A 26,844-nucleotide genomic window follows, 5' to 3' on the forward strand; every position below is an offset into this window, starting at 1 on the left:
CCGGGTCGCCCCATCGCCGGCCCGAGGGATCACGCCTCGCTCATGAAGCCACGCAGCAGGGCGTTATACTGAGCCGGCTTTTCGTTCATCGTCAGATGCGAGCACCCGGTCATCACGGCCAGCCGTGCGCGGCCGGCGATGCCGTCGCGAAGGGTCTGGTGGCAATCGAGGGTGACCTCGTCGAACTCGCCGGTGGTGATCAGGGTCGCCTGGGTGATGGCCTTGAGATCCTGGCGACGATCCCAGTCCTTGATCTTGCCGACGATCGTGAACTCGTTGGGGCCATTGAGCACGCGGTAGGCCGGCGATTTGGACAGCGCCTCCAGGGTCGCCAGCACCTCGGGGCTCGGCGGAACCCTGAGAACGAAGGTGTCGTAGAACTTCTGGACCAGCTCGGCGTACGCGGGGGTCCCCGTCTTGCCAGCTCTCTCCAGCGCGTGGATCTTGTCGCCCCAGCCGTCAGGCATGGCGGCGAACAGACGCTCGAAGCCCGCCATGACCTGCGGGATGCTGGCCATCGCGCCGCTGAGGATCAGGCGTTCGACGCCCCTGCCCCGCCCTTGGCAGAGATACTCGACGGCCAGCAGGGCGCCCCACGAGTGGCCCAGCAGCACGATCTGGTCCAGCCCGAGGGCGGCGCGAACGGCGTCCACCTCGTCGACCGAACGCTGGATCGAATAGACGTCGTCCGCTTCCGGCGCATCCGCCCGGCCGCAACCGAGCTGGTCGTAGAAGATGACCGGACGCTCGTCGGCCAAGGCCTGCAGCGGCAACAGGTAGCTGTGCGACGAGCCGGGTCCGCCATGCAGGGTCAGGAGCGGCGTCTTGCCGCCCGAACCGAACCTTCGCCAGTAGACCTTGCCGCCGGGAACCGTGGCGAAGCCCTCAGCCTGCGGGACTCCGGCGAAGGCTTCTCCGGCCTTGGCGACAAGACTTGCGCCCATCACCCCGGCTGCGGCCCTCAAGGTTCCGCGGCGGGTCAAGCCCGTGTTCGTCATGGTCGATACTCCTGTCACTAACTCAAATTTGCTTGGCTCGGCGTGCGCCGCATGAGCCAGGATCGCGAACGCCTTCGAGCGCAGGCGCACCGAATGGGCGCCGAGGTCTGCATGATCACACCGCCCAGCAACCGCAGCCCATGGCGCCCCAGAACGAGCGCGCATCTCTGGTCGGCGCCTCGGCGCCCAGAGCGGCTGCGTGGTCGTGGCCGTGGACATTGCAGGCGCTGGCGCAGCCGCAGGCCGAGGCCAGGGCGCGGGCATGACCGCGCGAGCGGTCCTGATACCCGCCGAAGGTCCGCACCGGCGACCAGTCGGGCATCGGCGGCGGCAGGTCGGGCGAAAGCCTGGCGTACTCGTCCTGGCCATGGACGATCTTGCCGCCCAGCAGGGTCAACACCGCCGACAGGTGCGGGATCTCATCTTCGGGCACGGTCAGGTAGTCGTCGCTGAGCACGGCCAGGTCGGCCAGTTGGCCCACGGCGATCTGGCCCTTCTTGCCGTCTTCGTTCGAGAACCAGGTGTTGGCCGTGGTCCACAGGCGCAGGGCCTCCTCGCGGTCGAGACGATTGGTCGGCGGGTAGAGGCGCGTGCCGCCCACGGTCTTGCCGGCGACCAGCCAGTTCAGGCAGACCCAGGGATTGTAGCTGGCCACCCGGGTGGCGTCGGTGCCGGCGCCCACGGGGATGCCGGCCCTCAGCATCTTGTCGATCGGCGGCGTGGCCTCGGCGGCTTTCGCGCCATAGCGCGCGATGAAGTCCTCGCCCTGGTAGGCCATGCGGTGCTGCACAGCGATGCCACCGCCCAGGGCCGCGATGCGGTCGATATTGCGCTCGCTGATCGTCTCGGCGTGGTCGAAGAACCAGTGCAGGCCGTCGAACGGCATGTCGCGATTGACCTTCTCGTAGACGTCCAGCGCCCGCGAGATTGTCTCGTCATAGGTGGCGTGCAGCCGCCAGGGCCAACGGTTCTCGACCAAGTGGCGGATCACCGGCTCAAGGTCGGTCTCCATGTTGGCCGGCATCTCGGGCCGCGCGACGCGGAAGTCCTCGAAGTCGGCGGCGCTGTAGACCAGCATCTCGCCCGCGCCGTTGTGGCGGTACTTGTCGTCGCCCTGGCCCGGCTTGACCTGCCTGGACCAGCTCTGGAAGTCGGCCAGCTCGGCCTTCGGCTTCTGGGTGAAGAGGTTGTAGCTGATGCGCAGGGTCAGCTGGTCGTCGATGTGCAGCTTCTCGATGATCGCGTAGTCGTCGGGATAGTTCTGGAAGCCGCCGCCCGCGTCGATCACGCTGGTCACGCCCAGGCGGTTCATGTCGCGCATGAAATGGCGGGTCGAGTTCAGTTGGTACTCTGGCGGCAGCTTGGGCCCCTTGGCCAGGGTCGAATAAAGGATCGCGGCGTTGGGCTGGGCCAGCAGCAGGCCGGTGGGATTGCCCGCGGCGTCACGCTGGATCTCGCCGCCCGGAGGGTTGGGCGTGTCCTTGGTGTAGCCGACGGCGCGCAAGGCGGCGCGGTTGAGCAGGGCGCGATCGTAGAGGTGGAGAATGAACACCGGCGTGTCGGGCGCGACGGCGTTGATCTCATCCAGGGTGGGCAGGCGCTTTTCGACGAACTGGTGCTCGGTGAAGCCACCGACCACCCGCACCCATTGAGGCGGCGGGGTGTTCTGGGCCTGCTTCTTCAACATGGCCATGGCGTCGGCCAGGGTCGGCACGCCGTCCCAGCGCAGCTCCATATTGTAGTTCAGCCCGCCGCGAATGATGTGCATGTGACTGTCGATCAGGCCCGGGATCACCCGCCGGCCGCCGGCGTCGATCACCTGGGCGTCGGCCTGGGTCGCGGCCCGCACCTGGTCCTCCTCACCGACCACGAGGAACCGGCCGTCGCGGATCAGGACGGCCGAGGCGCGAGGGTTTCCCCGATCCAGCGTGGTGATCTTGGCGTTGACGAGGATCAGGTCGGACATGGGACGCCCTTCAGCGAAAGCGGAACTGGAAAGAAGTGCGGCGCCGAGCGCCAGGGTGCGACGACGGCTCAGGCTCATGCTTGGCCCTCGCGATCGTCGCCGCCGCCCCTCGCCACCGCCTGCGGGCCCAGAACCCGGGCCGCGCATTCCGCCTTGATGAAGGCCGCCATCGGCGCGCCGGCGACCAGTCGCTTGACGACCGGGACCGCCTGCTCGCCCAGCAGCATGCCTAGAAGGCCGAGCAAGGCGATCGCCGGCGGCGCGGGCGAGCGCACGCCCATCAGCGAATAGAGGACGCCCACCAGCAGGCCGGCGCCGATCGAGAGAAGATAGGGCTTCATGACCAGGCTCCCTCCGGAAGGCGAGCCGCGCCCAGAGGGGACGCGACGGCGGACGGTGAGGATCACGAAGGGCGATCCGGCCACCGGCGGCGGGGTCAGATGTCGACCTCCAGCGCCGGGCTGGCTTGAATGGATCGGTCTATGCGCTGCGCCTCGACCAGGGACAGAGACCGCAAACCAGTTGGGGCGGCGGTCAGCAAAGCAAGGCCTGCGCTCGGCGCCGCAAGCCCGCGAAACCCCAAAGTTCACTGACCTTTACTGCGCTTTACTCCGGCCTCCGGCTTCAACCACCTAGGCTCACTGCCGAACACGTTTCGTCAGTGGAGAAGACGCATGGCGCAGGCTGAACTCACCCGAGGTCTCGACGCGGACGCCGCGCGCCGGCCTCCCGCAGCGATCGGAGAAGCTGCGCTCTCGGCGGCCTCGCCGCGTTGGGAAGGTTTGCTGCCCTGGCAGGCCCGGCGCGTCCGCGACTATGTCGACGGCGGCCTGGATGGCCGCCCGTCGATCAGGGGCGCGGCGGAACAGGCCAGGCTCAGCCCCAGCTACTTCTCCCGCCGCTTCCGCCAGTCGTACGGCGTCACCTTCTCCAGGTTCGTGGCGCACCGCCGCATCGAGCGGGCACAGTCGATGATGGTCGGAAGTTCATCGAGCCTCTGCCAGATCGCTCTGGCCTGCGGCTTCACCGACCAGGCGCACTTCACGCGCACCTTCGGTGGACTGATCGGCGCGACGCCGTCGCAATGGCGCAGGATCGCCGTCCGGCCCGGCGATGAAATCAACGCGATCGCCTACGGCTGAAAACGGCCTCGCTGGCGAGCCTTGCCGCGATGAAAGGGAAGCACTGGGAATGTCCGCGAATGCGGAGCCGATGGCGCGCCCTGCAGGATTCGAACCTGCGACCGTTCGCTTAGAAGGCGAATGCTCTATCCAACTGAGCTAAGGGCGCGCGCTCGCCGGCCCAGCCGTTTGGACCCTTAGTGGGTCCAGGGCTGCTTGCGGTTGGCCGCGAAGTTGTCGGCGTAGGCCTTGATGATCCGCTTGGGAACCTTGGGTTCGAACAGCTGGAACGAGATCTCGTGCCGCTGGGCGTAGGCGATGGCCTCGTCGCGGGTTTCGAAGGTCAGGCGCACCTGGCCGTTCATGTCGCTCGACTGGGTCCAGCCCATCAGCGGGTCGGGCCTGCGGGCCGAGGCCGGCTCAAACTCGAGCACCCAGTCCTTGGTCTTGGCCTTGCCCGACTGCATGGCGTTCTTGGCCGGACGATAGATGCGGGCGAGCATGGACCTCTCCAAACGGCTCAGGCTGATGGTCGGAGCGGCAGGATTCGAACCTGCGACCCTCTGCTCCCAAAACAGATGCGCTACCAGGCTGCGCTACGCTCCGGTCATCAGCAAGGGGTTGCTCCTACTCGGCTTTGGGGGCCGAAAGCAAGCCTTCGCGGACGGTTTCTGTCGCATGGCGGCGTGGCGGAAAAGCCGGCCGCTTCAGGTTCCGGTGATCTCGGCGACGACCAGGCCCTTGGGGCCCTGGGCGAAGCGGACCATCACGTCGTCGCCCGGCTGCAGGTCTTCCAGCCCGCCGCGGCGCAGGGTCTCGATATGGACGAAGATGTCGCCCGGCGCCTCGTCGCGAACGACGAAGCCGTAGCCCTTGGTGCGGTTGAACCATTTGACCTTGGCGCGCTCCGGCGGACCGGCGGGTTCGAGGGACTGGCGCGACGCGCCGCCCCCGAAGCCGCTGCGCAGGCCGTCGCGGCGGGGCGCGGCCTCGTCGAAGGTGCGGCGCGGGCGGTCCAGCGGCGGCGGGGCCGAGGTCTCGTCGAGATCGACCACTTCGGTGACCTGCCAACCCTTGGCACGCTTGACCACGTCGCAGACGATCACCGAGCCCTCGAGGGCCGATTCACGGCCGCAGTTGCGCAGCGAGGTGACGTGGAGCAGCACGTCCTTCAGGCCGGTCTGGCCTGGGTCATCGGGTACGATGAAGCCGTACCCCTTGCCGGTGTCGAACCATTTTACGCGACCGCTGATGCGCACGAGGTCTTCGTGCAATCCCGATCCATCCAAGTCGTAACCAGACATTCCGCCCCTCTGGCTCGCCCAATCAGCCCAAAGGAGCGAGCACCACAAGAATAACACTGTTCTCGCGGGAGGAGAGCCGTCAATGGGCAAATGTCGCAGAAAGGCCGCAATACGAAAGGCGCGACATTTAGTCGCGGCCTCTATGTCGTGCGGGAAATTTTTGAACGCTGCGGTTGGTAGTCCCTAGGGGAGTCGAACCCCTCTCTCCAGAATGAAAATCTGGCGTCCTAACCGATAGACGAAGGGACCACTAAGCTTCGAAGAAGCAGGTAATCCGCAGCAGTTCAAAAGTACAGCCCTCGCGGCTGGTAGTCCCTAGGGGAGTCGAACCCCTCTCTCCAGAATGAAAATCTGGCGTCCTAACCGATAGACGAAGGGACCATCTCGCCGCGAGGAGCCGGGGATATACAAAGGCTCCCCGAAGAGCGCAAGCGCCCAGATGCGATTTTTTTATTCCGTCCACATCCGGGGATCGGCGGCGTCCTCGATCTCCAGCTGGACCCCTTCCCGGCCCATGTAATCGTCGGGTTTCAGGCGGCCGACCACGTGCAGCGCACCGCCGCCGGCCAGCAGCCTGCGGCCAAGATCGGTCTCGGCCGAGCGCCAGGACATGGCCTTGAGGCGATCGCCGGAGGGGCCGACGAGGTCGACTCGCACGTGACCGCCGCGCAGGGCCATGACCCGTTCGGGCCGCACGCCGGTCAGGGCGAACAGCGGCTCGACATTGCCGGGGCCGAACGGGGCCATCTGCTGGAACTCGGTCCACAGGGCGCGGTTGGCGGCGCGCGGCTGGACCAGGGCGTCGATCTCGACCGCCTCGGGACCGATTTCGGCCATCTCGCCGGCCAGGGCCTCCTCCAGGAAGGCCCGCAGCTCGGGAATCGAATCGGGACGCACCGTGAGTCCGGCCGCCATGGCGTGCCCGCCCCCGGCCATCAGTATGCCGGCCTCGAAGGCGGCCTGCACGGCGCGGCCCAGGTTCACCCCCGGCTGCGAGCGGCCCGAGCCCTTGGCGATTCCCGCCGCCCGGTCGATGCCGATGACGATGGTCGGCTTGCGATAGCGCTCGCGCAGGCGGCTGGCGACGATGCCGACGACGCCGGGGTGCCAGTCCTCGCCCGCCACGACGATGACCGGGGCCTCGGGATCGAAATTGCTGCCGCGCTCGAGAATCGCCGCGGCTTCCTCGACCACGGCGGCCTCGACGGCCTTGCGCTCGGTGTTGAGTTCGTCGAGCTCTTCGGCGAGCGCCTGGGCCTCCAGCGGATCGTCGGTCGAGAGCAGGCGCGCGCCGAGGTCGGAGCGGCCGATGCGGCCGCCGGCGTTGATGCGCGGGCCCAGGATGAAGCCGGCGTGGAAGACGCTGGCCGCCCCCTGCCCCTTGGCGACCTCCAGCAGGGCCTTGAGGCCCGGATTGGCCCACTTGGACATGACCTTAAGGCCGGTGGCCGTCAGGGCGCGGTTGAAGCCGACGAGCTGGGTGACGTCGCAGACCTCGCCCAGGGCCGTCAGGTCGAGCCACTGGCGGAGATCCGGCTCGAGCCGCCCCTCGCCGAACAGGCCGCGCTTGCGGGCCTCGCGGTTGAGGGCGACCAGCAGGATGAAGGTGACGCCGGCCGCGGCCAGCACCCCCTGCCCGCTCTGGCAGCCCGGGCGGTTGGGATTGACCACGGCGGCGGCGGCCGGCGGGTCCTCGCGCATCAGGTGGTGGTCGATGACCACGACCTCGAGGCCGATGGTGGCGGCGCTGGCGATGGCGTCGTAGGCGGCCGCCCCGCAGTCCAGGGTGACGACCAGCTCGGCGCCTGAGTCGCGGATGGTCTTGAAGGCGGCCGGGCTCGGGCCGTAGCCCTCCTTCAGGCGGTCGGGAATGTAGATCGGCAGCTCGACGCCCATGTGCCGGAACCAGCGCACCAACTGGGCGGCGCTGGTGGCGCCGTCGACGTCGTAGTCGGCGAACACCATGGTCGGCCGGCCCTGAACCAGGGCGTCGATCAGGATCTCGGCGGCCCGGTCCATGTCGGTGAAGCTGGACGGGTCGGGGAACAGCGCCTTCAGGGTCGGCTGCAGATAGTCGCGGGCGCTGGACTGGTCGACGCCGCGCGCGACCAGGGCCCGGGCCAGGGGCTCGGACAGGGCGTATTGGCGGGAGAGGTCGCGAACGACGGCGGCGTCGGCGGCGCGCTCGCGCCAGGCGCGGCCCGACAGCGAGCGCGTGACGCCCAGGAAGGCGGCGTCGGCGACGGGAACGGCATGACCGTCGGCCATGGTCAAACCCGCCTGGATTCAGCGTCTTGGGGCATGGGTCCAGCCTAGCCGGTTTGGGGGATTCGATCCATTGCACGCGGCTTCGAGGTTTGAGAGACCCCTCACCCGACCTGCTTCGCAGGCCACCCTCTCCCGCAAGGGGAGAGGGACATGGGTTTGCGGTCTCCCGCGCGAATGCGCGTTAGGTCGGGAAGGCGCGGAGCGGCCGGGCGGAGCCCGGAGACCGTAGGGTTTGTTTGCGTTTCGGCTTCGTCAGACCGCTCCGCCGCATCGTTGGCTCGAAGGACCGGGGGCGTAGGCGCTATTTCAGCCATTGGCCCGGCTAGCCCTCGGACGGGCAGGATCGACAGCCCCGCGGTAATCCGGCGCGGCCTCGGCTGATCCTGTTGAACCGGTTTGAACGTTCCCGGCCTGTCTACCCGCTTGCCGCATCACGGAACGGCTGGCGGTCCAGTCACGCCTTCTGAGCGATCCTGCAAACCCGCCCTTCCCGCAACGCAACCAGCGGCCCCGCTCGATGCGATCACAGCCGCAACTTGGGCCGGTACCAAGAGCCCTCCCCATGACTGGGATGGGTTTGAGTATGCGGGTGGTTTCGGCGCGTCGGATAAGTTCGGGTGAGAAAGTTGTAGGGCGTTGGTTTGGCTGGACTCTTTTTTGAGTTCGCCGGGGATAGACGCCCGCCAATCCCCGTCCGACGAAACAAACATCGCCTTCCTGGGCCTTGTGCCCAGGATCCATCGTGCAGCCGCTCAGACCTTTGGAGAACGGTAGAGGTCTGAGCGGTCGCAAGCATGGGCCCTCGCCACGAGGGCGAGGGAGGCGGGTTTTGTTGGCTTGGGACGGTCGACGGCGTACCGGCACGCCGGCTGGCGGCGTAACCCCTCACCCTCCCTCTCCCTCTGGGAGAGGGTCGCCCCTTAGCCCGCTGCGCTCTCGCGGGCGACTTCGTCGACTTCGTTGGCCGAGCCGAGGACCACCGGCACGCGCTGGTGAAGCTTGGTCGGAGCCAGGTCGAGGATGGGGGTGACGCCGTCGGTGGCCTTGCCGCCGGCGCGTTCGACGATCAGGGCCATGGGGTTGGCCTCGTACATCAGGCGCAGCTTGCCCGGCTTGGTCGGCTCGCGGGCGTCCCACGGGTAGAGGAAGATGCCGCCGCGCATCAGGATGCGGTGCACGTCGGCGACCATCGAGGCCACCCAGCGCATGTTGAAGTTCTTGGCGCGCGGGCCTTCCTTGCCGGCCAGGCAGCCGTCGACATAGCGGCGGATCGGGGCGGCCCAGTGGCGCTGGTTGGAGACGTTGATGGCGAACTCGGCCGCATCGGGCGCGATGGTCGGGGCGGCGTGGGTCAGCAGCCACTGGTCGTCGGCGCTGAGGGTGAAGCCGACGACGCCCGAGGTCAGGGTCAGGACCAGCATGGTCTGGGGGCCGTAGACGGCGTAGCCGGCGGCGACCTGATGGCGGCCCGGCTGCAGGAAGTCGGCCTCGGTCGGCTCGCGGCCTTCCGGCGCGGGCAGGATCGAGAAGATCGTGCCGACCGAGACGTTGACGTCGATGTTGCTGGAGCCGTCGAGCGGATCGAAGGTGACCAGGTAGCCGCCCTGGCGACCGGTGGGCTCGATCTCTTCCAGCTCTTCCGAAGCCAGGCCCGCGACGGGCTGGCAGGCCTTGAGGGCGTCGCTGAGCAGGTCGTTGGTCAGGATGTCGAGCTTCTTCTGCTCCTCGTCCTGGACGTTGACGACCCCGGCCGCGCCGAGATTGCCCAGGATCGCCCCGCCGGCCACGATGCGGCTGATGCGGGCGCAGGCGGCGGCGATGTCGGCGACGACGGTCTTGACCGCGGGGCTGGAGGGATCGCCGGCGAGGTGGCTGGCGAGATCGATCAGGGCGGTCATGCGGAAGGGCCTCGACTGGACGGGCGGCGAAGATCGCCGCGGCTGCGAGCGACTCGCAGACTAGTACGACATTATTACAAGGGCGAACGGGCCGACCGCCAAGACCGGCCCGACAAGCCTCAGACTCGACGCTTCATGCGCACTTCGCGCACGGCGCCGGTCGAGGAATTCATCACCAGGCTGTGGGTATGGACGAAGCCGTCCTTGAACCCCACCCCGTCGAGCAGGGCGCCGGAGGTGACGCCGGTGGCGGCGAAGATGGCGTCGGCCCGGACGATCTCGTGCAGATCGTACTTCTTGTCGAACTCGGTGACGCCCCAGCGCGCGGCGCGGGCGCGCTCGTCGGCGTTGCGGAACACCAGGCGGCCCTGGAACTGTCCGCCCACGCACTTCAGCGCCGCGCAGGCCAGCACGCCCTCGGGCGCGCCGCCGGAGCCGAGATAGAGGTCGACGCCGGTGGCCGGGTCGGCGGTGTTGATGACGCCGGCGACGTCGCCGTCGGTAATCAGATTGACCCGCGCGCCGGCCGCCCGAACGGCGGCGATGATCTCGGCGTGGCGGGGACGATCCAGCACGCAGACGGTGATCTGGGACGGATCGACGCCCTTGGCTTCGGCCAGGGCGCGAACGTTCTCGGCCGGCGACTTGTCGAGATCGATGACCCCGGCCGGATAGCCCGGCCCGCAGGCGATCTTGTCCATATAGGTGTCGGGCGCGTTCAGCAGCGTGCCCTTGGGCGCCCAGGCCATGACGGCCAGGGCGTTGGGCATGGCCTTGGCCGTCAGGGTGGTGCCTTCCAGCGGATCCAGGGCGATGTCGACCGCCGGGCCGCCACGGCCGACCTTCTCGCCGATATAGAGCATCGGCGCTTCGTCGCGCTCGCCCTCGCCGATGACGATCTCGCCGTCGATATTGAGGTCGTTGAGCGCATTGCGCATGGCGTCGACGGCGGCCTGGTCGGCGGCCATCTCATCACCCCGGCCGACCATGGTCCAAGACGCGATGGCGGCGGCTTCGGTTACGCGAACCGCATCCAGGACCAGCGAGCGGTCCAGGGTGTTAGAACTCATCAGTGTCTCCCAGCCCGTGGCGAGGCTAAATTCCCAATGTCTTCTACACCTGGACCGCTTGTTGCTCGCGGTCTCTAGCCGCGCGCGACGCGCAGAAGACGGGGACGCTCTAGCACGGCCTGCAGCTTTTCGATGCGTGTAATCGCGTCGAGGAGCTTTGATTCCGGCGTCGCATGGGTGACGAGCACGATCGGCACGCCGCCCGCCGCTTCGACGGGCTTCTGCAGGAAGCTGTCGATCGAGACCCCGCATTCGGCCAGGGTTTCGGAGATGGCGGCGATGGCGCCCGGCTCGTCGCGGACCATGATCCGCAGATAGGCCTTGCCGACGGCGCGGGCCGGATCGACCGGCACGAACGGCTTCAGCGCGCCGGCCGGGGCCTGGAACACCGGGCGCTGGGCGCGGGTCATGACGTCGGCGATGTCGGCGGCCACGGCCGCGGCGGTCGGGCCAGAGCCGGCGCCGGGGCCCTGGATGAAGATGCGGCCGATGCGCGTGCCCTCGATGAACAGGGCGTTGAGCGCGCCGCCGGCCTGGGCCAGCGGGTGGGCCAGCGGGATCAGGGTCGGGTGCACGGTCACCGACACGCCGTCGTCGGACTTCACGGTCCCGGCGATCAGCTTGATGCGGTAGCCGAGATCCTTGGCCAGCTTGATGTCGAGCAACTCGACGTCGCTGATGCCCTCGATGTCGGCGGCCTCGTAGTCGGGGGCGCAGCCGAAGGCCAGGGCGGCCAGGATGCTGATCTTGTGGCCGGCGTCGAAGCCGCCGACGTCCATGGTCGGGTCGGCCTCGGCATAGCCCAGGGCCTGGGCCTCGCGCAGCACGTCGGCGAAGTCGCGGCCGGTCTTCTCCATCTCGGAGAGGATGTAGTTGCAGGTGCCGTTGAGGATGCCGGCCACCGAGACGACGTCGTCGCCGACCATGGCTTCGCGCAGCATCTTCACGGCCGGGGTGCCGCCCATGACGGCGGCTTCGAACAGCAGCGGGGCGTTGTTGGCCTCGGCCAGGGCGGCCAGCTCGGCGCCGTGCTCGGCGATCAGGGCCTTGTTGGCGGTGACGACGGGCTTGCCCAGCTTGAGCGCGGCTTCGACCGCGGCCTTGGCCGGGCCGTCGCTGCCGCCGACCAGCTCGACGAAGAGGTCGACATTGGGCGAACTGGCCAGGGCGACCGGGTCGTCGAACCATTCCAGGCCCGAGATGTCGACGGTGCGCGGGCGCGACTTGGAGCGGGCCGAGACGGCGACGACCTCGGCGCGATCGCCGGCCGGGGCGAAGTCGGGACGCTCGGCGAGGAACTGCAGGAGGCCGCCGCCAACGGTGCCGAGGCCGGCGACGCCGACGCGCCAGGTTTTCTGAGTCATGGTGCGGTTCCTAGTGGTCCGGAGGCCCGTGGGGCCGCCCTCTTCCTTCGACAGGCTCAGGATGAGGGCTATTGCAGGCGTTGGCAGTCGAAATCCTCACCCTGAGCCTGTCGAAGGGCGAGGATTTCGTCAGTGGGATCAGCCCTGGTCGAGGCTGTTGTGGGCCTTGGCCAGGATCTGGTCGGCGTTGGCGATGAACTTCTTCACGTTGCGCGCGGCCTGCTTGATGCGGTGCTCGTTCTCGACGAGGCCGATGCGGACATAGCCTTCGCCGTATTCGCCGAAGCCGATGCCGGGGGCGACGGCGACGCCGGCCTCCTCGATCAGCAGGCGCGAGAACAGCATCGAGCCGGCGGCTTCGAACTGCGGGGGGATCTTGGCCCAGGCGAACATCGAGGCGGGCGGGTTGGGGATGTCCCAGCCGGCGCGCTTCATCGACGAGACCAGGGTGTCGCGGCGGCCCTTGTAGATGCCGCGGATCTCTTCCACGCAGTCCTGCGGACCGTTCAGCGCTGCGGCGGCGGCGACCTGCACGGGCGTGTAGGCGCCGTAGTCGAGATAGGACTTCACGCGGGCCAGGGCCGCGCAGATGCGGGCGTTGCCGACCACCATCCCCACGCGCCAGCCGGCCATGGCGTAGGTCTTCGACAGCGAATTGACCTCGACGGCGATGTCCTTGGCGCCATCCACCTGCAGGATCGACGGCGGCGGGTTGTCCTCGAAATAGATCTCGCCATAGGCCACGTCGCTGATGACCAGCAGGTCGTGCTTTTTCGCCAGGGCCACGGCGTCCTTGTAGAAGTCCAGATCCACCGTCTGGGCCGTCGGGTTGGACGGATAGGACAGGATCAGCACGGACGGCGGCGGCACCGAGTGCTTCACCGCGCGGCTGATGTTGGACAGGTACTGCTCGGGGCTGAGCGCCGGCACGTGGCGGATGACGCCGCCGGCCATGATGAAGCCGAAGGCGTGGATCGGATAGGCCGGGTTCGGGCAGATGATGACGTCGCCGGGGGCGGTCAGGGCCTGGGCGAGGTTGGCGAAGCCTTCCTTCGAGCCGAGGGTCGAGATCACCTCGGTGTCGGGGTTCAGCTTCACGCCGAAGCGGCGATCGTAATAGCCGGCCATGGCCTTGCGCAGGCCGGGAATGCCCTTCGAGGCCGAATAGCGGCCCGAGCGCGGATCGCGCGAGGTCTCGACCAGCTTGTCGACGATGTGCTGGGGCGTGGGCATGTCGGGGTTGCCCATGCCGAAATCGATGATGTCGACGCCCTGGCCGCGCAGGCGGGCCTTGATGCGGTTGACCTCTTCGAAGACGTAGGGCGGCAGGCGGCGGATGCGGTGGAAATCGGCGGTCATGATGGCTCGTGCGCCCTCTGGCGCTGCAGGAGCGAAAAGTCGGGCATGGATAGACCCCGAGCGGGGCATAGCCAAGCCAGTTCAAGGAAAATTATGCCTCCGTCGCCCTATTGGGGCTTGGACGGAGGCGGGGTAGCTCGGCCGCGGGCGGCCTTGGCGAAGGCTTCGGTCTCGGCGCGATCGGCGACGGTCGGAATTTCCGACGGCGGCACGCGGCCGGCGCGCTGGGCGCGGGCGGCGAAGCCGTCGGTGTCGGTCAGGGCGAAGGTCTCGGGCGCGGTGTCGCGACGCAGCTGGGCGGCGGCCGCCTGCTGCTCCTGGACCTGGGCCTTGTACTCGCCGGGCTTGGGGATGTCGGTCGGGACGGCCGGGATGTCGGCCAGCGACGGGATCTTGCCGCGCTGGTGGGCGGCGGCCTCGGCGGCGGCGGCGACCGGCGAGGTCGCATCCACCGGCGGCGGCGTGAACGGCGACGTGCCGCACGCCGAAAGCACGGCCCCGAGGACCGCCAGCGAGGCGCCGAAACGTACGATTTTACCGGTTTGGCCGTTCATCTTGTCTCAGGTCTTATGCGATGATCGCGGCGAGCGGAAGGCGCCGAGCGAGAATCGGCGACCGATAAGCGACATTCAGGCGGAAGGGACGCGCATGGCCAAGGGCGACGGCAAAGACGCTGGCAAGGTCGCGAGCGGAAAGGCCCCGGCGAAGCCGAGCAAGGCCGCCGCCCCCCGTAAAAAGCCCGCCGCGACGCCCAAGCCCCCTCCCCCGCCGCCCGAACCGGAGGTCCAAGCCGAATCGCCCGCGGCCGGAACCGGCGACTTCGTCGGCGCGCCGCAGCTTTCGGCCCTGCTGACCGACGAGCAGCGCAAGCTGATGGAGGCGCTGTCGGCCAACCTCGCCCGCGCGGCGGTCACCGCCCAGGGCGCGATCGCCGAGGCGGCCCTGCGCCAGGCCGACCGGCCCGCGGCCCTGTCGCCCGACCCGTTCCACGTCGCCCCGGCGTTCAACCAGGTGATCGGCAGCCTCGCCGCCCAGCCCGACCGACTGCTGCGCGCCCAGGCCGAACTGTTCAACGGCTATATGGAGCTGTGGCAGTCGGCCGCCCGCCGCGCCGCCGGCGAGGAGACCCAGCCCGTGGTCGCCCCGGCCTCGGGCGACAAGCGGTTCGCCGACCCCGACTGGTCGGCCAATCCCGTGTTCGACATGATGAAGCAGTCCTACCTGCTGACCTCGAACTGGCTGAACGGCCTGGTCGCCCAGGCCGAGGGCGTCGATCCGCAGTCCAAGCGCCGGGTCGAGTTCTTCACCAAGATGCTGACCGACGCCTTCTCGCCGTCGAACTTCCTGATCTCCAACCCCGCGGCCCTGCGCGAGGTGATGCAGACCAACGGCGAGAGCCTGAAGCGCGGCATGGAGAACTTCGCCGCCGACCTGGAGCGCGGCGGCGGCCAGCTGGCGATCAGCCAGACCGACCTGGCCAAGTTCAAGGTCGGCGAGAACGTCGCCACCGCCCCCGGCAAGGTGGTCTACCAGAACGACATCCTGCAGCTGCTGCAGTTCGATCCGACCACGGAGCAGCAGCACGAGATCCCGCTGCTGATCTTCCCGCCGTGGATCAACAAGTTCTACATCCTCGACCTGCGGCCCGAGAACTCGATGATCCGCTGGCTGACGGGCCAGGGCTTCACGGTGTTCGTCGCCTCGTGGGTCAATCCGGACAGCAAGCTGGCCGCCAAGACCTTCGAGGACTACATGCTGGAGGGCATCTACGACGCCAGCCAGCAGGTGATGACCCAGTGCGGCGTCGATAAGGTCAACACCGTCGGCTACTGCATCGGCGGCACGCTGCTGTCCTGCGCCCTGGCCCATATGGCCGCGCGCGGCGACAAGCGGATCAATTCGGCCACCTTCTTCGCCGCCCAGCAGGACTTCGCCGAGGCCGGCGACCTGCTGCTGTTCACCGACGAGGCCTGGCTGAAGGAGATCGAGCAGCGGATGGATCAGGAAGGCGGCTTCCTGCCCAGCCAGTCCATGGCCGACACCTTCAACGCCCTGCGCGGCAACGACCTGATCTGGTCGTTCTTCATCAACAACTACCTGATGGGCAAGGAGCCGCGGCCCTTCGACCTGCTGTTCTGGAACGCCGACCAGACGCGGATGCCCAAATCGCTGCACCTGTTCTACCTGCGCAATTTCTACAAGGACAACAGTCTGACCCAGGGCGCCCTGAGCCTGGGCGGCGAGCAGCTGGACCTGTCGAAGGTCGAGACGCCGATCTACGTGCAGTCGTCCAAGGACGACCACATCGCCCCCTATCGCAGCGTCTATCGCGGCGCGCGGGCCTTCGGCGGGCCGGTGACCTTCACCATGGCCGGCTCGGGCCACATCGCCGGGGTGATCAACCACCCGGACGCCAAGAAGTACCAGCACTGGACCAACGACGCCCTGCCTGGCTCTGTCGAGGGCTGGATCTCGCAGGCCGTCGAGCATCCAGGCTCGTGGTGGCCGCATTGGGCGGAATGGCTGAAGGCGAAGTCGGGCAAGCTGATCCCGGCCCGCGATCCGGCCAAGGGCCCGCTGAAGCCGTTCGAGAACGCCCCGGGCAGCTTCGTGCGCGTGCGGTCGAACGCGGCGGCCTAACGAACCTCCCCCTGTGGGGGAGGCGGCCGAAGGCCGGTGGGGGGCCGTTTTCAGCTTTCGAGGCGAAGGCCGAGTTCGCAGCCGCTCCCCCCACCGATCGCTTCGCGATCACCTCCCCCACAGGGGGAGGTTCTCTTTGGTTGCGCCAATTACCGACCAAAGACCCCCGTTCGCCCAAAACTCGCCCTGATCAAGGTTGAGCTTGCCGCCATGCTCGACCGCCGCGCAACTCTGGGCCTGCTGGCCGCCGCTCCCTGGCTGGGCGCGGCGAGTCGGGGCGACGGCCTGCGGCTGGCCAAGGCGGCGCGGGCCCAGGTGGGCGTGACCCTCGACTACGATCCCAGCTATAGGGCGATCAGCTATCCGAACGGCGACGTGCTGCGCTCCACCGGGGTCTGCGCCGACGTGCTGGTGCGGGCCGCGCGCGACGCCTGGAACGTCGATCTGCAGGAACGTGTCCATGCCGACATGGTCCGCGCCTTCGCCGCCTATCCCGCCCGCCAGGCCTGGGGCCAGAAGAGCGCTGACGCCAATATCGACCATCGGCGGGTGTTGAACCTGGAGACCTATCTCGATCGCCAGGGCGCGCGGCTGCGTCCAGGCCAGCCCGCCCGCGCCGGCGACGACTTCGAGCAGCCCGAGCCCGGCGACGTCGTCACCTGGCGCCTGTTCGGCAACGGCCGCCCCCACATCGGCGTGCTCGTCGAGGGCCCCGACAAGCCGCGCGTGGTGCACAATATCGGCGCCGGCGCCCGCGAGGAGCCGCTGTGGATGCTGAAGCTGCACAAGCCCGTCGGGCATTACCGGTGGCGGGTTTAGGCGGCGAGAACCAGATGATAGCGCGTGGCCTTGTTCGCGCCGGTCTTGGCCAGCGCCCCAAGCTCGACGAGGCCCGACAGATCGCGCGTGGTGGTGGCTGAAGGCGCGCCGGTGATGGTCATGTAGTTCGCGGCGCTGAGCCCCCCCTTGAAGCCCTCTGGACCCGCCGCGAAGAGCCGCAGCAGAGCACGCTCCTGGCGTTCGTTGATCGCGCCGCGCAGCCGCGTCATGAGACGCGCCTTCTCGATCACGAACTCGATCTGGCTCAGCGTGTTCTGCTGGGCCTCCAGCGTCTTGGCGGCGAACCACAGCAGCCAGTCGGTGATCTCCAGGTCGCGATGGGCGCGCTCCAGCTTGGCGTAATAGGCCTTGCGGTGCCGGAGCAAGGTTCCGGCCATGCCAGTGATGGCCGGCGTCGCCAGCCCCTGGGCCAGGATCTTCTCGCTGATCGCGCGGCCGATACGGCCGTTCCCGTCTTCGAAGGGGTGGATGCTCTCGAACCACAGATGGGCGAGCCCCGCGCGGGCGACGGCCGGAAGCGGCGCTTCGCCGTCCGGCGCGGTGCGCGCCAGCCAGGCCCAGAAGCGCGCCATCTCCGCCGGCAGCGCGGCTGATGGCGGGGCCTCGAAATGCACCTTCGGAGCATGGGCCGCGCCGGAGACGATCTGCATGGGATCGGCATGAGTGCGGTAGCGACCGATGTCCGTAAGATCGGTGCGGCCGTTGGCGATCCAGCGATGCCAGCGCAACAGCGTCTCCTCGGTCAGCGGCTGTGCGGCCTGCTCGTAGAGATCGACCATCATTTCGGCGATTCCGGCCTCGGCGGGCGAAGCCCGGCGACGATCGCCCGCCAGGCCAAGATGCCTGCGGATGGAGGATTGGACGCTGTCGCGGTCCAGCGGTTCGCCTTCGATGGCCGAGGTGTCGACGGCCTCGTGGCTCATCAGTTCGATGCGCAGGGCGTTGCGATCGTCGACGGGCAAGTGCTTGGAGACGCCGATCAGGACGCCCGCGTTTTCGATGAAACGTGTCTCGAACGGCGCCAGCTTGTCCTGGCTCCAGACGAAATCAGGCCAGTCGGGCTGTTGCCAATTCCAAACCATGATCGATATCTAGTCGATATATCGATCAAAATACAGCCCCACATGATCGATAAAGACAACCTTATCGATCACGCGTCCAACGGCTCACCCCTACTGCGGATCAAAGACCCGCCTTCTCCTCCAGGCCCAGGGCCAGGTTGAGGTTTTGCACGGCGGCACCCGAAGCGCCCTTGCCGAGGTTGTCGAGCAGGGCCACGAGGCGGGCCTGGCCGCTGGTGTCGGAGCCGAAGACGAAGAGCTTGATGCGGTTGGTGCCGTTCAGGCCTTCGGGATCCAGCGTGGTCAGGCTCTTGGCCTCGTCCAGCGAGGCGACCTCGACGAAGGCCTCGCCCTTGTAGTGGGCGGCGAGCGCGGCGTGGATGTCGCCCAGCGAGGCCGAGCCTTCCAGCAGGCCAAGATGCAGCGGCAGCTCGACCAGCATGCCCTGGGCGTAGCGGCCGACGGCGGGCGTGAAGATCGGGCGCGACAGCAGGCCGCCGTGCTTCTGGATCTCGGGCACGTGCTTGTGGGTCAGAGACAGGCCGTAGATGCGGTAGGCGACCTTGGTGTAGGTCGGCGAGGCCTCGTCCTCGAACTCGGCGATCATCGCCTTGCCGCCGCCGGTGTAGCCGGAGACGCCGTTGAACGAGACCGGCAGGTCGGACGGCAGCAGACCGGCCGAGACCAGCGGCCTGGTCAGGGCGATGGCGCCGGTGGCGTAGCAGCCGGGGTTGGAGATCCGCTTGGCGCCGGCGATCTTCTTGCGCTGTTCCTTGTCGAGCTCGGGAAAGCCGTAGGTCCAGTCGGCGTTGGTGCGGTGGGCGCTGGAAGCGTCGATCACCTTGACCAGCGGGTTCTCGATCAGGCCGACGGCTTCCTTGGCCGCGTCGTCGGGCAGGCACAGGATCACCGCGTCGGCGGCGTTGAGCATCTCGGCGCGGGCGGCGGCGTCCTTGCGCTTGTCGGGATCGATCGAGATCAGCTGCAGGTCGGTGCGGCCGATCAGGCGCTCGCGAATCTGCAGGCCGGTGGTGCCGACTTCGCCGTCGATGAAGACCTTGGGGGCGTTCGCCATTGCCTACTCCTCGACCTGGGCCGGCCTGTGCTCAGACGCCCAGTCTTGCAGCGCCGTGTGACCGACGCTCGCGTTCGGACCCTGTGGATCCGAGAAAAATCGCAAGAAAAAGGGCGCTTCGGTGAACCGAAGCGCCCTCTTCCAAACGCGTATAGACGCGCTTAGCGCTTCGAGAACTGGAAGCTGCGGCGGGCCTTGGCCTTGCCGTACTTCTTACGCTCGACGACGCGGCTGTCGCGGGTCAGGAAGCCGTGCGGCTTCAGGACCGGGCGCAGAGCCGGTTCGTAGTAGGTCAGGGCCTTGGACAGGCCGTGGCGGATGGCGCCGGCTTGACCCGACAGGCCCGAACCTTCGACGGTGACGTCGACGTCGAACTGGCCGAGGCGGTCGGTGACCTGCAGCGGCTGGGCGATCATCATGCGCAGGACGGGACGAGCGAAGTAGACTTCCTGGTCGCGACCGTTGACGGTGACCTTGCCCGAGCCCGGCTTGATCCAGACGCGCGCGATGGCGTTCTTGCGCTTGCCGGTCGCGTAGGCGCGGCCTTGGGCGTCGATCTTCGGCTCGGCCGGAGCGGCCGCTTGCGGGTTGCTGGACAGGCTGGCCAGCGCGTCAAAACCTTGAGCTTCGGACATGACTTAGGCGCTCCGGGTGTTCTTGACGTTGCGCGCCGCGAAGTCGATGACTTCCGGGTTCTGCGCTTGGTGCGGGTGCTCGGCGTCGGCGTAGACCAGCAGGTGCGTCAGTTGCTTGCGCGCCAGCGGGCTTTCCTTCGGCAGCATGCGCTCGACGGCCTTGTTCAGGACGCGTTCCGGGAAGCGACCTTCCAGGACCTTGCGCGGGGTGGTTTCCTTGATGCCGCCCGGGTGACCGGTGTGGCGGTAGTAAACCTTGTCGTCCAGCTTCTTGCCGGTGAACTTCACCTTGTCGGCGTTGATGACGACGACGAAGTCGCCGCAGTCAACGTGCGGGGTGTAGTCGGGACGGTGCTTGCCGCGAAGACGCATGGCGATGAACGTCGCCAGACGACCGACAACGGCGTCCTTGGCGTCGACCACGATCCACTTCTTCTCGACCTCGGCGGGCTTCAGGGAAGCCGTGGTCTTTTGCATGGGATTGATCCGTAATTCCTGTGCGTCGGGAACCAAGGAACCGGCTCCGTCCGCGTGAGGGGCGGCTGATACCGAAGGGTTGGCCGCCTGTCAACAATGCGTGCGCAGGAAAGTTCGGAAAGCCTTGTGGAACAAGGGATTGCGCGATGCGGTATCTAAATACCGCATCGCGCCGCATTCCCGGGTCGGGGCCGTCTACTTGGCCGCGTCGAAGCCGTAGGCGTGGCGCATGACCTGGAAGATGTAGCTCTCTTCGACCACGCCGCGGACCAGATAGGCGCCGGGGCCGTCGGCATAGATCCCGACGTCCTCGCCCGAGTGGGCGGCGCTGGGCAGGTTGGCGCCGGCCTGCTGGTGGTAGTCGACCTCGTCGAGGTCTTCGTGGGCCGGATCGGCGCGCAGGTCGTTCCCCTCGACGCCGCCAGGACCGGTGGCGAAGCTGAGCACGGTGTAGGCCTTGCCGTCGCCAGCCACGACAGGCTCACCCTCGTTGCCGGCCAGGCCGAGAATCGGGGCGCTGCGGGCGGCGTAGCCCGAGATCACTAGGCCGTGGCTGTGGTCGGCGGTGACGATGACCAGGGTGTCCTTCAGGTCGACCTTGGCCAGCACGGCCTCGATCGCCTTCGAGAACTCGACGGTCTCGGTCAGGGTGCGCTTGGCGTTGTTGAGGTGGCTGCCCATGTCGATCTTGCCGCCCTCGACGAGCAGGAAGTAGCCCTTGGGGTTCTGCGACAGGATGTCGACGGCCTTTGTGGCCATGTCGGCCAGGGTCGGCACGCCCTGCCCCAGCATCGGCCGCTCGACCTCGTAGGGCAGGTGCTCGCCGGCGAACAGGCCCAGCACCGGGCCGGTCTTGGTCGCATCGATCGTCTTAAGCTGGTCGGCGGTCGTGACGTAGGCCGCGCCCTTGGCCTTGGTCCACTCGGCGGTCAGGTCGCGGCCGTCGGCGCGCTTGCCGCCCTTGTCCTCGGGCAGGAAGCGCGAGCGGCCGCCGCCCAGGGCGACGTCGAGGCGGATCTTGGCCGGCGCCTCGACCAGCTGGCGGGCGATGTCCTTGCAGCCGCCGCTCAGGGCCTCGGCCGGCATGTCGCCGTCGCCTTCCCAATCGCGATAGGCGGTGTGGGCGTAGGTCCCGGCGGGCGTGGCGTGGGTGATGCGGGTGGTGGTGACCGCGCCGGCCGACAGGCCGTGGGCCTTGGCGATCTCGGCGATGGTCTCGACGCGGTTGGCGGCCTCGTCGGCGCAGGCTTCCGGCTTGGCGACGCCCGTCAGGCCGATGACCTTGTTGCGGGTCTTCACGCCGGTGGTGATGGCGGTGATGCCGGCGGCGCTGTCGGTGACCTGGGTGTCGTGGCTGTAGGTCTTGGAGAGCGCCACCCAGGGCAGCTTCTCGAAGGCCAGGGCGTTGGACTCGCCGTCGACGCCGCGCTGCTGGCCCTCGTAGATGCGGCTGGCCACGGCGGTGGAGATGCCCATGCCGTCGCCGAGGAACAGGACGACGTTCTTGGCCTTGCCGGCGTTGGGGTTGATCGTCAGGGCCTTGGCCAGGGCGGCCTCGCCGGCCTTGTAGTAGCCGTCGGCGGCCTGGGCGGGCGTGGTGTCGGCGGCGGCGGCGAAGGACGGGGCGAGGGCCAGGGCGCAGGCGCCGGCCAGGAGCGAGGAAACGCGGATCACGAGGGGATCTCCAGCAGGGACACGGAAGGTCCTGTGCTGACGTTTCGTGACAGTTCTTCGGGGGGCTCCGATAAACCCGCGTTACGGTCGCCGCACGCGCCAGGCGAAGGCGGTGGAGGCGGCCAGCAGGATCGCGGCGCCGGCCTGGTGCAGCACGCCCAGGCTCAGCGGCACGGCGGCCATCAGGGTCCAGACGCCCAGGCCCGCCTGGATAACAACGCCGCCGAGCACGGCGTAGGCGACCAGCTTGGCGTCCTGCGGCAGGCGGCGAGCGCGAGCCGCGCCGACGGCCAGGACGATGGCGGCGGCGAACACGGCGTAGGCCATCAGACGGTGATGCAACTGCACCGCGCCCTGGCTGTGGGCGAGCGTGCCCCACAGGCCCTTGCCGGCGTATTCGGTCGGCAGCAGCGAGCCGTTCATCAGCGGCCAGTCGTTGTAGACGAGGCCCGCATCGTTGCCGGCTACCAGGGCGCCCAGCAGGCTCTGGAAGAACACCGCGCCCAGGAAGGCCAGGGCCCAACCGCGCCAGTCGCTGCGCTCCTCGACGCGCGGCGCGCCGTTCCAGGCGTCGAGCGCGGTCCAGATCAGCAGCACGAACAGGGCGAGCGCCAGGCCAAGGTGCACCATCAGCCGCTCGGGCGCGACCGAGACCCGCTCGGAGAGGCCGCTGGAGACCATCCACCAGCCGACCAGCCCCTGCAGGCCGCCCAGGGCCAGCATGGCCCCGCAGCGCAGGATCAGCCGGCGCGGCAGCATGCGGCGGACCAGGAAGAAGGCGAACGGCAGGGCGAAGGCCGCGCCGACGATCCGGCCCAGCAGCCGGTGCGCCCACTCCCACCAGAAGATGCCCTTGTAGGCCTCGACCGTCATGTCGGGGTTTACCAGGTGGTACTGGGGGATCTGCTTGTAGAGCTCGAAATTGGCCCGCCAGGCGTCCTCCGACATCGGCGGCAGGGCGCCCATGATCGGCTTCCACTGGGTGATCGACAGCCCCGAGTCGGTCAGGCGCGTGGCGCCGCCGACCACGACCATGCCGAAGACCAGGGCGGCCACGACGAACAGCCAGACGGCCACGGGCCGGGAACGGTCGGAACGCAGGAACGAAGTCATGACGCGGAAAAAACGCCTGTTCTGGGCCGAAATGGGGCGGCAAGACCCCTACTCCCGCGCCCTACTCCCGGCAAGGCGCCGCTGTCCATCGCCCGCTCGCGCTTAAGGGCGCGCATGACGCGGCCCTCGCCGCGTGGCATTGTGCGTGGGCTGCGGGGGCGCAGCGCGTTCCAGGGGGATGTGACATGAGCGGCGTGGGCGTTTTCGTCGCCTTGGTGATCGGGATCCTGGCCGGCTGGATCGCCGACCTGGCCCTGGCCCGCCGCCACAGCCTGTTCATGCAGATGCTGATCGGGGTGATCGGCTCGTTCATCGGGGCCTTCATCGCCCAGAGCCTGCACCTGGTGATCCCCGGCTTCCTCGGCAGCCTGGTGGTCTCGGCCGTCGGCGCCACCCTGTTCCTGGCCGTGGTCGGCCTGTTCCGGAGATCCGCTTGAGCGCTCCCCTCATTCCCGCCCGCCTGCGCAAGCTGATCGGCTCGATCGGCGTGGTCGCGATCCTGCTGGGCTGGATCTGGGCCTTCACCAGCCTCTACGACCACCTGCCCCTGAACCGCGCCGTGCACCTGATCTACTTCGTGGCGCTGGGCATGGGCTGGATCCTGCCGGTCATTCCGCTGATCACCTGGATGGGCAAGGCGGACAAGCCGCTGAACGTCGGCGAGCGATAGCCTCGGGCGAGCGCCAATCCGGAAACGAAAAAGGCCGCCCCGAAGGGCGGCCTTTGCGTTTCTTCCGCGGCCTTCTCTCCGGGGAGAGAATGGTCGGAGCGACAGGATTCGAACCTGCGACCCCTTGACCCCCAGTCAAGTGCGCTACCAGGCTGCGCCACGCTCCGACGCGGAAGGAGCGCCCTTATAGGCGCCGCTCCCCGACTCGGCAATCGGAAATCGAGGGCTTTTCGCGAGGCCTCAGGAACGCGTCAAAAGCCCGTCCAGACGGGCCTTGACGCTGGTCAGGTCGTCCAGAGCCTCGACCAGGCGGCGTCGGCGCTCAGGGCTGGGGGCCCGCGATCCGGTCGAATCGGCGAGCTCGTCGAGGATGGGAGATTCGAGGAAGGCCGCGCCGTTCTGGCCCAGGCCCGCGGCGATCACATGGCTGACGCCCTGCTCGCGGTGCAGCTTCTGGACGCCCTTGATGGTGTAGCCCTCGGCGTGCAGCAAAGCACGCACGCCGTTCAGCACGGCGATGTCCTGCGGGCGGTAGAACCGTCGCCCGCCGGCCCGCTTCATCGGGCGAATGAAGGAGAATTTGGTCTCCCAGAAACGCAATACGTGCTGGGGGACGCCTAGCTCTTCGGCGGCCTCGGAAATCGTGCGGAAGGCGTTGGGCCCCTTCGCCACCGCATCGATTCCCTTAGTCGTCCAAGGCGCTGTCGATGCGCGCCTTCATGACTTGAGAGGCCCGGAAGCCGATGACCCTGCGCGGCTCGATCTCGGCCGGTTCGCCCGTCTTGGGATTGCGCCCCATGCGGGCCCGCTTCTCGCGGACCTGGAAGACGCCGAATCCAGAAAGCTTGACCGTCTCGCCCTTCTCCAGGGCTTCGGCCACCAGATCGAGAGTACGCTCGACGAGACCGGCGCAGTCCTGACGCGTCAGGCCTACCTCCTCGTGGACCGCCTCGCAGAGGTCAGCCCGGGTCAATGTCGAACCCTTCATAACGCCCCCTTACGCTACACGTGGACCCAAGATGGTCCGCGCCAATCGACTTATCACCCGCCAAACGGGGCGCACGAAAACCCCGATCTCGCGCGGCTTGACCTCGTCAACTCAAGACTGCATGCCGCGAATACCGCATGAAGTCAAAGGGTCAAGCCGAATACCTCATATGACGACGCAGCCCCGCCGCCAACCCAAGGTCAAGCTCGCCGTGAGGCAAGCCCGATTCTTGTTCACTACAGGCGCAGGACGCAGGCGCCCCAGGTCAGGCCGCCGCCCATAGCCTCAAGCAGCAGCAGGTCGCCCGGCTTGATCCGCCCGTCCGCCACCGCGTGGGCGAAGGCCAGGGGAATCGATGCCGCCGAGGTGTTGGCGTGCAGCGCCACGGTCGAGATCACCTTTTCCTCGTCGATGCCGCAGCGGTTGGCCACGCCCTGGAGGATTCGCTGGTTGGCCTGGTGCGGAATGAACCAGTCCACCTCCGGCACCGTCACGCCCGCCTTCTCGGCGGCGGCGACGATGGCCTCGGAGATGTTGACCACGGCGTGCTTGAAGACCTGGTTGCCCAGCATCCGCAGCTTGCCGACCGTGCCCGTGGTCGACGGGCCGCCATCGACATAGAGCAGGTCCTGCTTGGTCCCGTCGGCGCGCAGAGCAAAGCCAAGCAGGCCGCGATCGGCCGTGGTCCCCTCGCCTTCCTGCGGCTCCAGCACGATCGCGCCGGCGCCGTCGCCGAACAGCACGCAGGTGCCGCGGTCGGTCCAGTCCATCAGGCGGGTCATGGTCTCGGCGCCGATCACCAGGGCGCACTTGGCATGGCCGCGGGCCACGAAACCGTCGGCCACCGACAGGGCGTAGACGAAGCCCGAGCACACCGCCTGAACGTCGAAGGCGATGCCGACGCCCGCGCCCAGCTTGCGCTGGACGATGGCGGCGGTGGCCGGGAAGGTCAGGTCGGGCGTGGTGGTGGCGACGATGATCAGGTCGACGTCGGCGGCGGTCTTGCCGGCCCGCTCCAGCGCCTGCTTGGCGGCTTCGGTCGCGAGGTCGGAAACGGCCTGGTCGTCGGCGGCCTTGTGGCGCTGGCGGATGCCGGTGCGCTCGATGATCCATTCGTCGGAGGTGTCGACCACCTTCGACAGGTCTTGGTTGGTGACGATGCCCGGCGGGAGATAGGCCCCGACGCCGGTCACCACGCTACGGACTACGCTCACTCGGCGGCTCCCTGGGTTTCGGCGCCGGGGGCGCCGTCGTCCTTGGCCGCTTTGTCTTTTTCCGCGGTCAGACGCTTCAAGTTACGATCGATCTCGGCGGTGAAGTCGCTGCGGGCGAGATCCACGGCGACGCGGATGGCCGAAGCGAAGCCGTTGGCGTCGGCGCCGCCATGGCTCTTGACCACGATGCCGTTGAGACCCAGCAGCGGACCGCCGTTGACCCGGCCCGGGTCGAGGCGGCGCTTCATCTTCTTCAGCGAGCCCGAGGCGATCAGGGCGCCCAGCATCGCCAGCGGGCCGGCGGTGAGCGTGGCCTTGATCTCGTTGCCGAAGAACCGGGCCAGGCCCTCGGCGGTCTTCAGGGCCACATTGCCGGTGAAGCCGTCGGTGACGACGACGTCCACGGTGCCGTAGGCGATGTCGGTGCCTTCGACGAAGCCGCGATAGTCGAAGTCGAAGTGCGGGCTGTCCTGCAGGATGCGGTGCGCCTCGCGCACTTCCTCGTGGCCCTTCTGGTCTTCGGAGCCGACGTTGAGGATGCCGACCGTGGGGCGCTTGGAGCCGTGCACGGCGTGGTGGAAGGCCGCGCCCATGATGGCGAACTCGACAAGCTGCTCGGCGTCGCTCTCGACATTGGCGCCGACGTCGAGCACCGCCGAGACGCCCTTCATGGTCGGCCAGGAGGCGACGATCGCCGGACGCTCCAGGTCGGCGCTCATCCGCAGGATCAGCTTGGAGATCGCCATCAGGGCGCCGGTGTTGCCGGCCGAGACGCAGGCCACGGCCTGGCCCGAACGGATGGTCTCGACGGCGTTCCACAGGCTGGAACCCTTGCCCCGGCGCATGGCCTGGGCGGGCTTTTCGTCGCTGGCGATGGCCTTGTCGGTATGGACGACGGTCGACACCGCCCGCGCAGCGGGGGCGCGCGCCAGTTCCGCGTTCAGCGCCGCCTCGTCGCCGTGCAGCAGGAAGCGAACGTCAGGCAGGGACTTGGCGGCGATCTCTAGGGCGGGTACAACCACGGATGGTCCGTGATCCCCGCCCATGGCGTCGATCGAAATGACAACAGGCTGTGGCACGAGACGCTATCGACTCCTGTGGCGGTCGCG

The 26,844-nt window shown here is 68.2% G+C and carries 26 protein-coding genes and 5 tRNA genes; 5 read left to right on the forward strand and 26 right to left on the reverse strand.

Features of this window, described 5'->3' with window-relative positions:
• Nucleotides 1–29: 29 nt before the first annotated feature.
• The 3 genes from I4Q42_RS18170 to I4Q42_RS18180 form a co-directional block, all read right to left on the reverse strand.
• Entirely contained in the window at nt 30–998 is a 969-nt protein-coding gene (locus tag I4Q42_RS18170) for a proline iminopeptidase-family hydrolase (protein ID WP_198577507.1), read from the reverse strand.
• 115 nt (nt 999–1,113) lie between these two features.
• On the reverse strand, nt 1,114–2,964 hold the full coding sequence (locus I4Q42_RS18175) for an amidohydrolase (RefSeq protein ID WP_198577508.1): 1,851 nt from the start codon (nt 2,962–2,964) through the stop codon (nt 1,114–1,116).
• 74 nt (nt 2,965–3,038) lie between these two features.
• Nucleotides 3,039–3,305, reverse strand: coding sequence for a DUF1427 family protein (locus tag I4Q42_RS18180; RefSeq protein WP_198577509.1), 267 nt, complete (start codon nt 3,303–3,305; stop codon nt 3,039–3,041).
• 333 nt (nt 3,306–3,638) lie between these two features.
• Between I4Q42_RS18180 and I4Q42_RS18185 the strand changes: the two genes are divergently transcribed.
• Entirely contained in the window at nt 3,639–4,106 is a 468-nt protein-coding gene (locus tag I4Q42_RS18185) for a helix-turn-helix transcriptional regulator (RefSeq protein ID WP_198577510.1), read from the forward strand.
• A 71-nt stretch (nt 4,107–4,177) separates the two neighbouring features.
• Here the strand turns inward: I4Q42_RS18185 and I4Q42_RS18190 are convergent.
• From I4Q42_RS18190 to I4Q42_RS18245, 12 genes are all read right to left on the reverse strand, one after another.
• Nucleotides 4,178–4,254: transfer RNA gene (locus I4Q42_RS18190), tRNA-Arg, on the reverse strand.
• A 28-nt stretch (nt 4,255–4,282) separates the two neighbouring features.
• Complete coding sequence (locus I4Q42_RS18195) at nt 4,283–4,588, reverse strand: ETC complex I subunit (RefSeq protein ID WP_198577511.1); 306 nt, start codon at nt 4,586–4,588, stop codon at nt 4,283–4,285.
• Between the two features lie 26 nt (nt 4,589–4,614).
• Nucleotides 4,615–4,691: transfer RNA gene (locus tag I4Q42_RS18200), tRNA-Pro, on the reverse strand.
• Between the two features lie 101 nt (nt 4,692–4,792).
• Complete coding sequence (gene cspD / locus I4Q42_RS18205) at nt 4,793–5,389, reverse strand: stationary phase survival cold shock domain protein CspD (protein WP_198577512.1); 597 nt, start codon at nt 5,387–5,389, stop codon at nt 4,793–4,795.
• Between the two features lie 174 nt (nt 5,390–5,563).
• A tRNA-Glu gene (locus tag I4Q42_RS18210) sits at nt 5,564–5,638 on the reverse strand.
• A 57-nt stretch (nt 5,639–5,695) separates the two neighbouring features.
• Nucleotides 5,696–5,770, reverse strand: a tRNA-Glu gene (locus I4Q42_RS18215).
• A gap of 69 nt (nt 5,771–5,839) precedes the next feature.
• Complete coding sequence (recJ, locus tag I4Q42_RS18220) at nt 5,840–7,657, reverse strand: single-stranded-DNA-specific exonuclease RecJ (protein ID WP_198577513.1); 1,818 nt, start codon at nt 7,655–7,657, stop codon at nt 5,840–5,842.
• Between the two features lie 920 nt (nt 7,658–8,577).
• Nucleotides 8,578–9,555, reverse strand: a complete 978-nt coding sequence (locus I4Q42_RS18225; protein WP_198577514.1) for a class 1 fructose-bisphosphatase — start codon at nt 9,553–9,555, stop codon at nt 8,578–8,580.
• A gap of 119 nt (nt 9,556–9,674) precedes the next feature.
• A complete protein-coding gene (gene glpX / locus I4Q42_RS18230) occupies nt 9,675–10,625 on the reverse strand; it encodes a class II fructose-bisphosphatase (RefSeq protein ID WP_198577515.1) in 951 nt (316 codons plus the stop codon).
• A 74-nt stretch (nt 10,626–10,699) separates the two neighbouring features.
• Nucleotides 10,700–11,989 carry a homoserine dehydrogenase gene (locus tag I4Q42_RS18235; protein ID WP_198577516.1) on the reverse strand — a complete coding sequence of 430 codons (1,290 nt, stop codon included), beginning with the start codon at nt 11,987–11,989 and terminating at the stop codon, nt 10,700–10,702.
• 138 nt (nt 11,990–12,127) lie between these two features.
• Nucleotides 12,128–13,348, reverse strand: coding sequence for an LL-diaminopimelate aminotransferase (locus tag I4Q42_RS18240; RefSeq protein ID WP_198577517.1), 1,221 nt, complete (start codon nt 13,346–13,348; stop codon nt 12,128–12,130).
• Between the two features lie 107 nt (nt 13,349–13,455).
• The gene (locus I4Q42_RS18245; RefSeq protein ID WP_198577518.1) at nt 13,456–13,902 is read right to left on the reverse strand and encodes a hypothetical protein; all 447 of its coding nucleotides are present in this window, start codon (nt 13,900–13,902) and stop codon (nt 13,456–13,458) included.
• A gap of 319 nt (nt 13,903–14,221) precedes the next feature.
• Between I4Q42_RS18245 and phaC the strand changes: the two genes are divergently transcribed.
• Together phaC and I4Q42_RS18255 are read left to right on the forward strand one after the other, a co-directional pair.
• Nucleotides 14,222–15,988 carry a class I poly(R)-hydroxyalkanoic acid synthase gene (phaC, locus tag I4Q42_RS18250; RefSeq protein ID WP_232793272.1) on the forward strand — a complete coding sequence of 589 codons (1,767 nt, stop codon included), beginning with the start codon at nt 14,222–14,224 and terminating at the stop codon, nt 15,986–15,988.
• Between the two features lie 210 nt (nt 15,989–16,198).
• Entirely contained in the window at nt 16,199–16,807 is a 609-nt protein-coding gene (locus tag I4Q42_RS18255; protein ID WP_198577519.1) for a DUF1287 domain-containing protein, read from the forward strand.
• Here I4Q42_RS18255 and I4Q42_RS18260 read toward each other — a convergent pair.
• From I4Q42_RS18260 to I4Q42_RS18285, 6 genes are all read right to left on the reverse strand, one after another.
• Complete coding sequence (locus I4Q42_RS18260) at nt 16,804–17,910, reverse strand: Fic family protein (RefSeq protein ID WP_198577520.1); 1,107 nt, start codon at nt 17,908–17,910, stop codon at nt 16,804–16,806. The genes I4Q42_RS18255 and I4Q42_RS18260 overlap by 4 nt on opposite strands.
• A 100-nt stretch (nt 17,911–18,010) precedes the next feature.
• Nucleotides 18,011–18,964: an N-acetyl-gamma-glutamyl-phosphate reductase gene (argC, locus tag I4Q42_RS18265; RefSeq protein ID WP_198577521.1), complete on the reverse strand. Its 954-nt coding sequence runs from the start codon at nt 18,962–18,964 to the stop codon at nt 18,011–18,013.
• A gap of 161 nt (nt 18,965–19,125) precedes the next feature.
• Nucleotides 19,126–19,599 carry a 30S ribosomal protein S9 gene (gene rpsI, locus I4Q42_RS18270; protein ID WP_198577522.1) on the reverse strand — a complete coding sequence of 158 codons (474 nt, stop codon included), beginning with the start codon at nt 19,597–19,599 and terminating at the stop codon, nt 19,126–19,128.
• A gap of 3 nt (nt 19,600–19,602) precedes the next feature.
• Complete coding sequence (gene rplM / locus I4Q42_RS18275; RefSeq protein ID WP_110118255.1) at nt 19,603–20,076, reverse strand: 50S ribosomal protein L13; 474 nt, start codon at nt 20,074–20,076, stop codon at nt 19,603–19,605.
• A gap of 195 nt (nt 20,077–20,271) precedes the next feature.
• Nucleotides 20,272–21,750: an alkaline phosphatase gene (locus tag I4Q42_RS18280; RefSeq protein WP_198577523.1), complete on the reverse strand. Its 1,479-nt coding sequence runs from the start codon at nt 21,748–21,750 to the stop codon at nt 20,272–20,274.
• 81 nt (nt 21,751–21,831) lie between these two features.
• On the reverse strand, nt 21,832–22,863 hold the full coding sequence (locus tag I4Q42_RS18285; RefSeq protein ID WP_198577524.1) for a COX15/CtaA family protein: 1,032 nt from the start codon (nt 22,861–22,863) through the stop codon (nt 21,832–21,834).
• A gap of 185 nt (nt 22,864–23,048) precedes the next feature.
• Here I4Q42_RS18285 and I4Q42_RS18290 point away from each other — a divergent pair, with 185 nt between their 5' ends.
• Entirely contained in the window at nt 23,049–23,300 is a 252-nt protein-coding gene (locus I4Q42_RS18290; protein WP_198577525.1) for a GlsB/YeaQ/YmgE family stress response membrane protein, read from the forward strand.
• Nucleotides 23,291–23,533 carry a DUF2842 domain-containing protein gene (locus I4Q42_RS18295; RefSeq protein ID WP_332873111.1) on the forward strand — a complete coding sequence of 81 codons (243 nt, stop codon included), beginning with the start codon at nt 23,291–23,293 and terminating at the stop codon, nt 23,531–23,533. The genes I4Q42_RS18290 and I4Q42_RS18295 overlap by 10 nt, the downstream gene beginning before the upstream one ends.
• Before the next feature lie 90 nt (nt 23,534–23,623).
• On the opposite strand, the gene I4Q42_RS18300 is transcribed toward I4Q42_RS18295, so the two are convergent.
• From I4Q42_RS18300 to plsX, 5 genes are all read right to left on the reverse strand, one after another.
• A tRNA-Pro gene (locus I4Q42_RS18300) sits at nt 23,624–23,700 on the reverse strand.
• A 73-nt stretch (nt 23,701–23,773) separates the two neighbouring features.
• A complete protein-coding gene (locus tag I4Q42_RS18305; RefSeq protein WP_198577527.1) occupies nt 23,774–24,205 on the reverse strand; it encodes a MerR family transcriptional regulator in 432 nt (143 codons plus the stop codon).
• A 13-nt stretch (nt 24,206–24,218) separates the two neighbouring features.
• Nucleotides 24,219–24,521, reverse strand: a complete 303-nt coding sequence (locus I4Q42_RS18310; RefSeq protein ID WP_058346906.1) for an integration host factor subunit alpha — start codon at nt 24,519–24,521, stop codon at nt 24,219–24,221.
• 236 nt (nt 24,522–24,757) lie between these two features.
• Complete coding sequence (locus I4Q42_RS18315) at nt 24,758–25,735, reverse strand: beta-ketoacyl-ACP synthase III (protein WP_198577528.1); 978 nt, start codon at nt 25,733–25,735, stop codon at nt 24,758–24,760.
• The gene (plsX, locus tag I4Q42_RS18320) at nt 25,732–26,814 is read right to left on the reverse strand and encodes a phosphate acyltransferase PlsX (RefSeq protein ID WP_198577529.1); all 1,083 of its coding nucleotides are present in this window, start codon (nt 26,812–26,814) and stop codon (nt 25,732–25,734) included. Before plsX ends, I4Q42_RS18315 begins: the two co-directional genes overlap by 4 nt.
• Nucleotides 26,815–26,844 lie beyond the last annotated feature (30 nt).

The sequence above is a fragment of the Caulobacter hibisci genome (assembly GCF_016135805.1).
Taxonomy (GTDB): domain Bacteria; phylum Pseudomonadota; class Alphaproteobacteria; order Caulobacterales; family Caulobacteraceae; genus Caulobacter; species Caulobacter hibisci.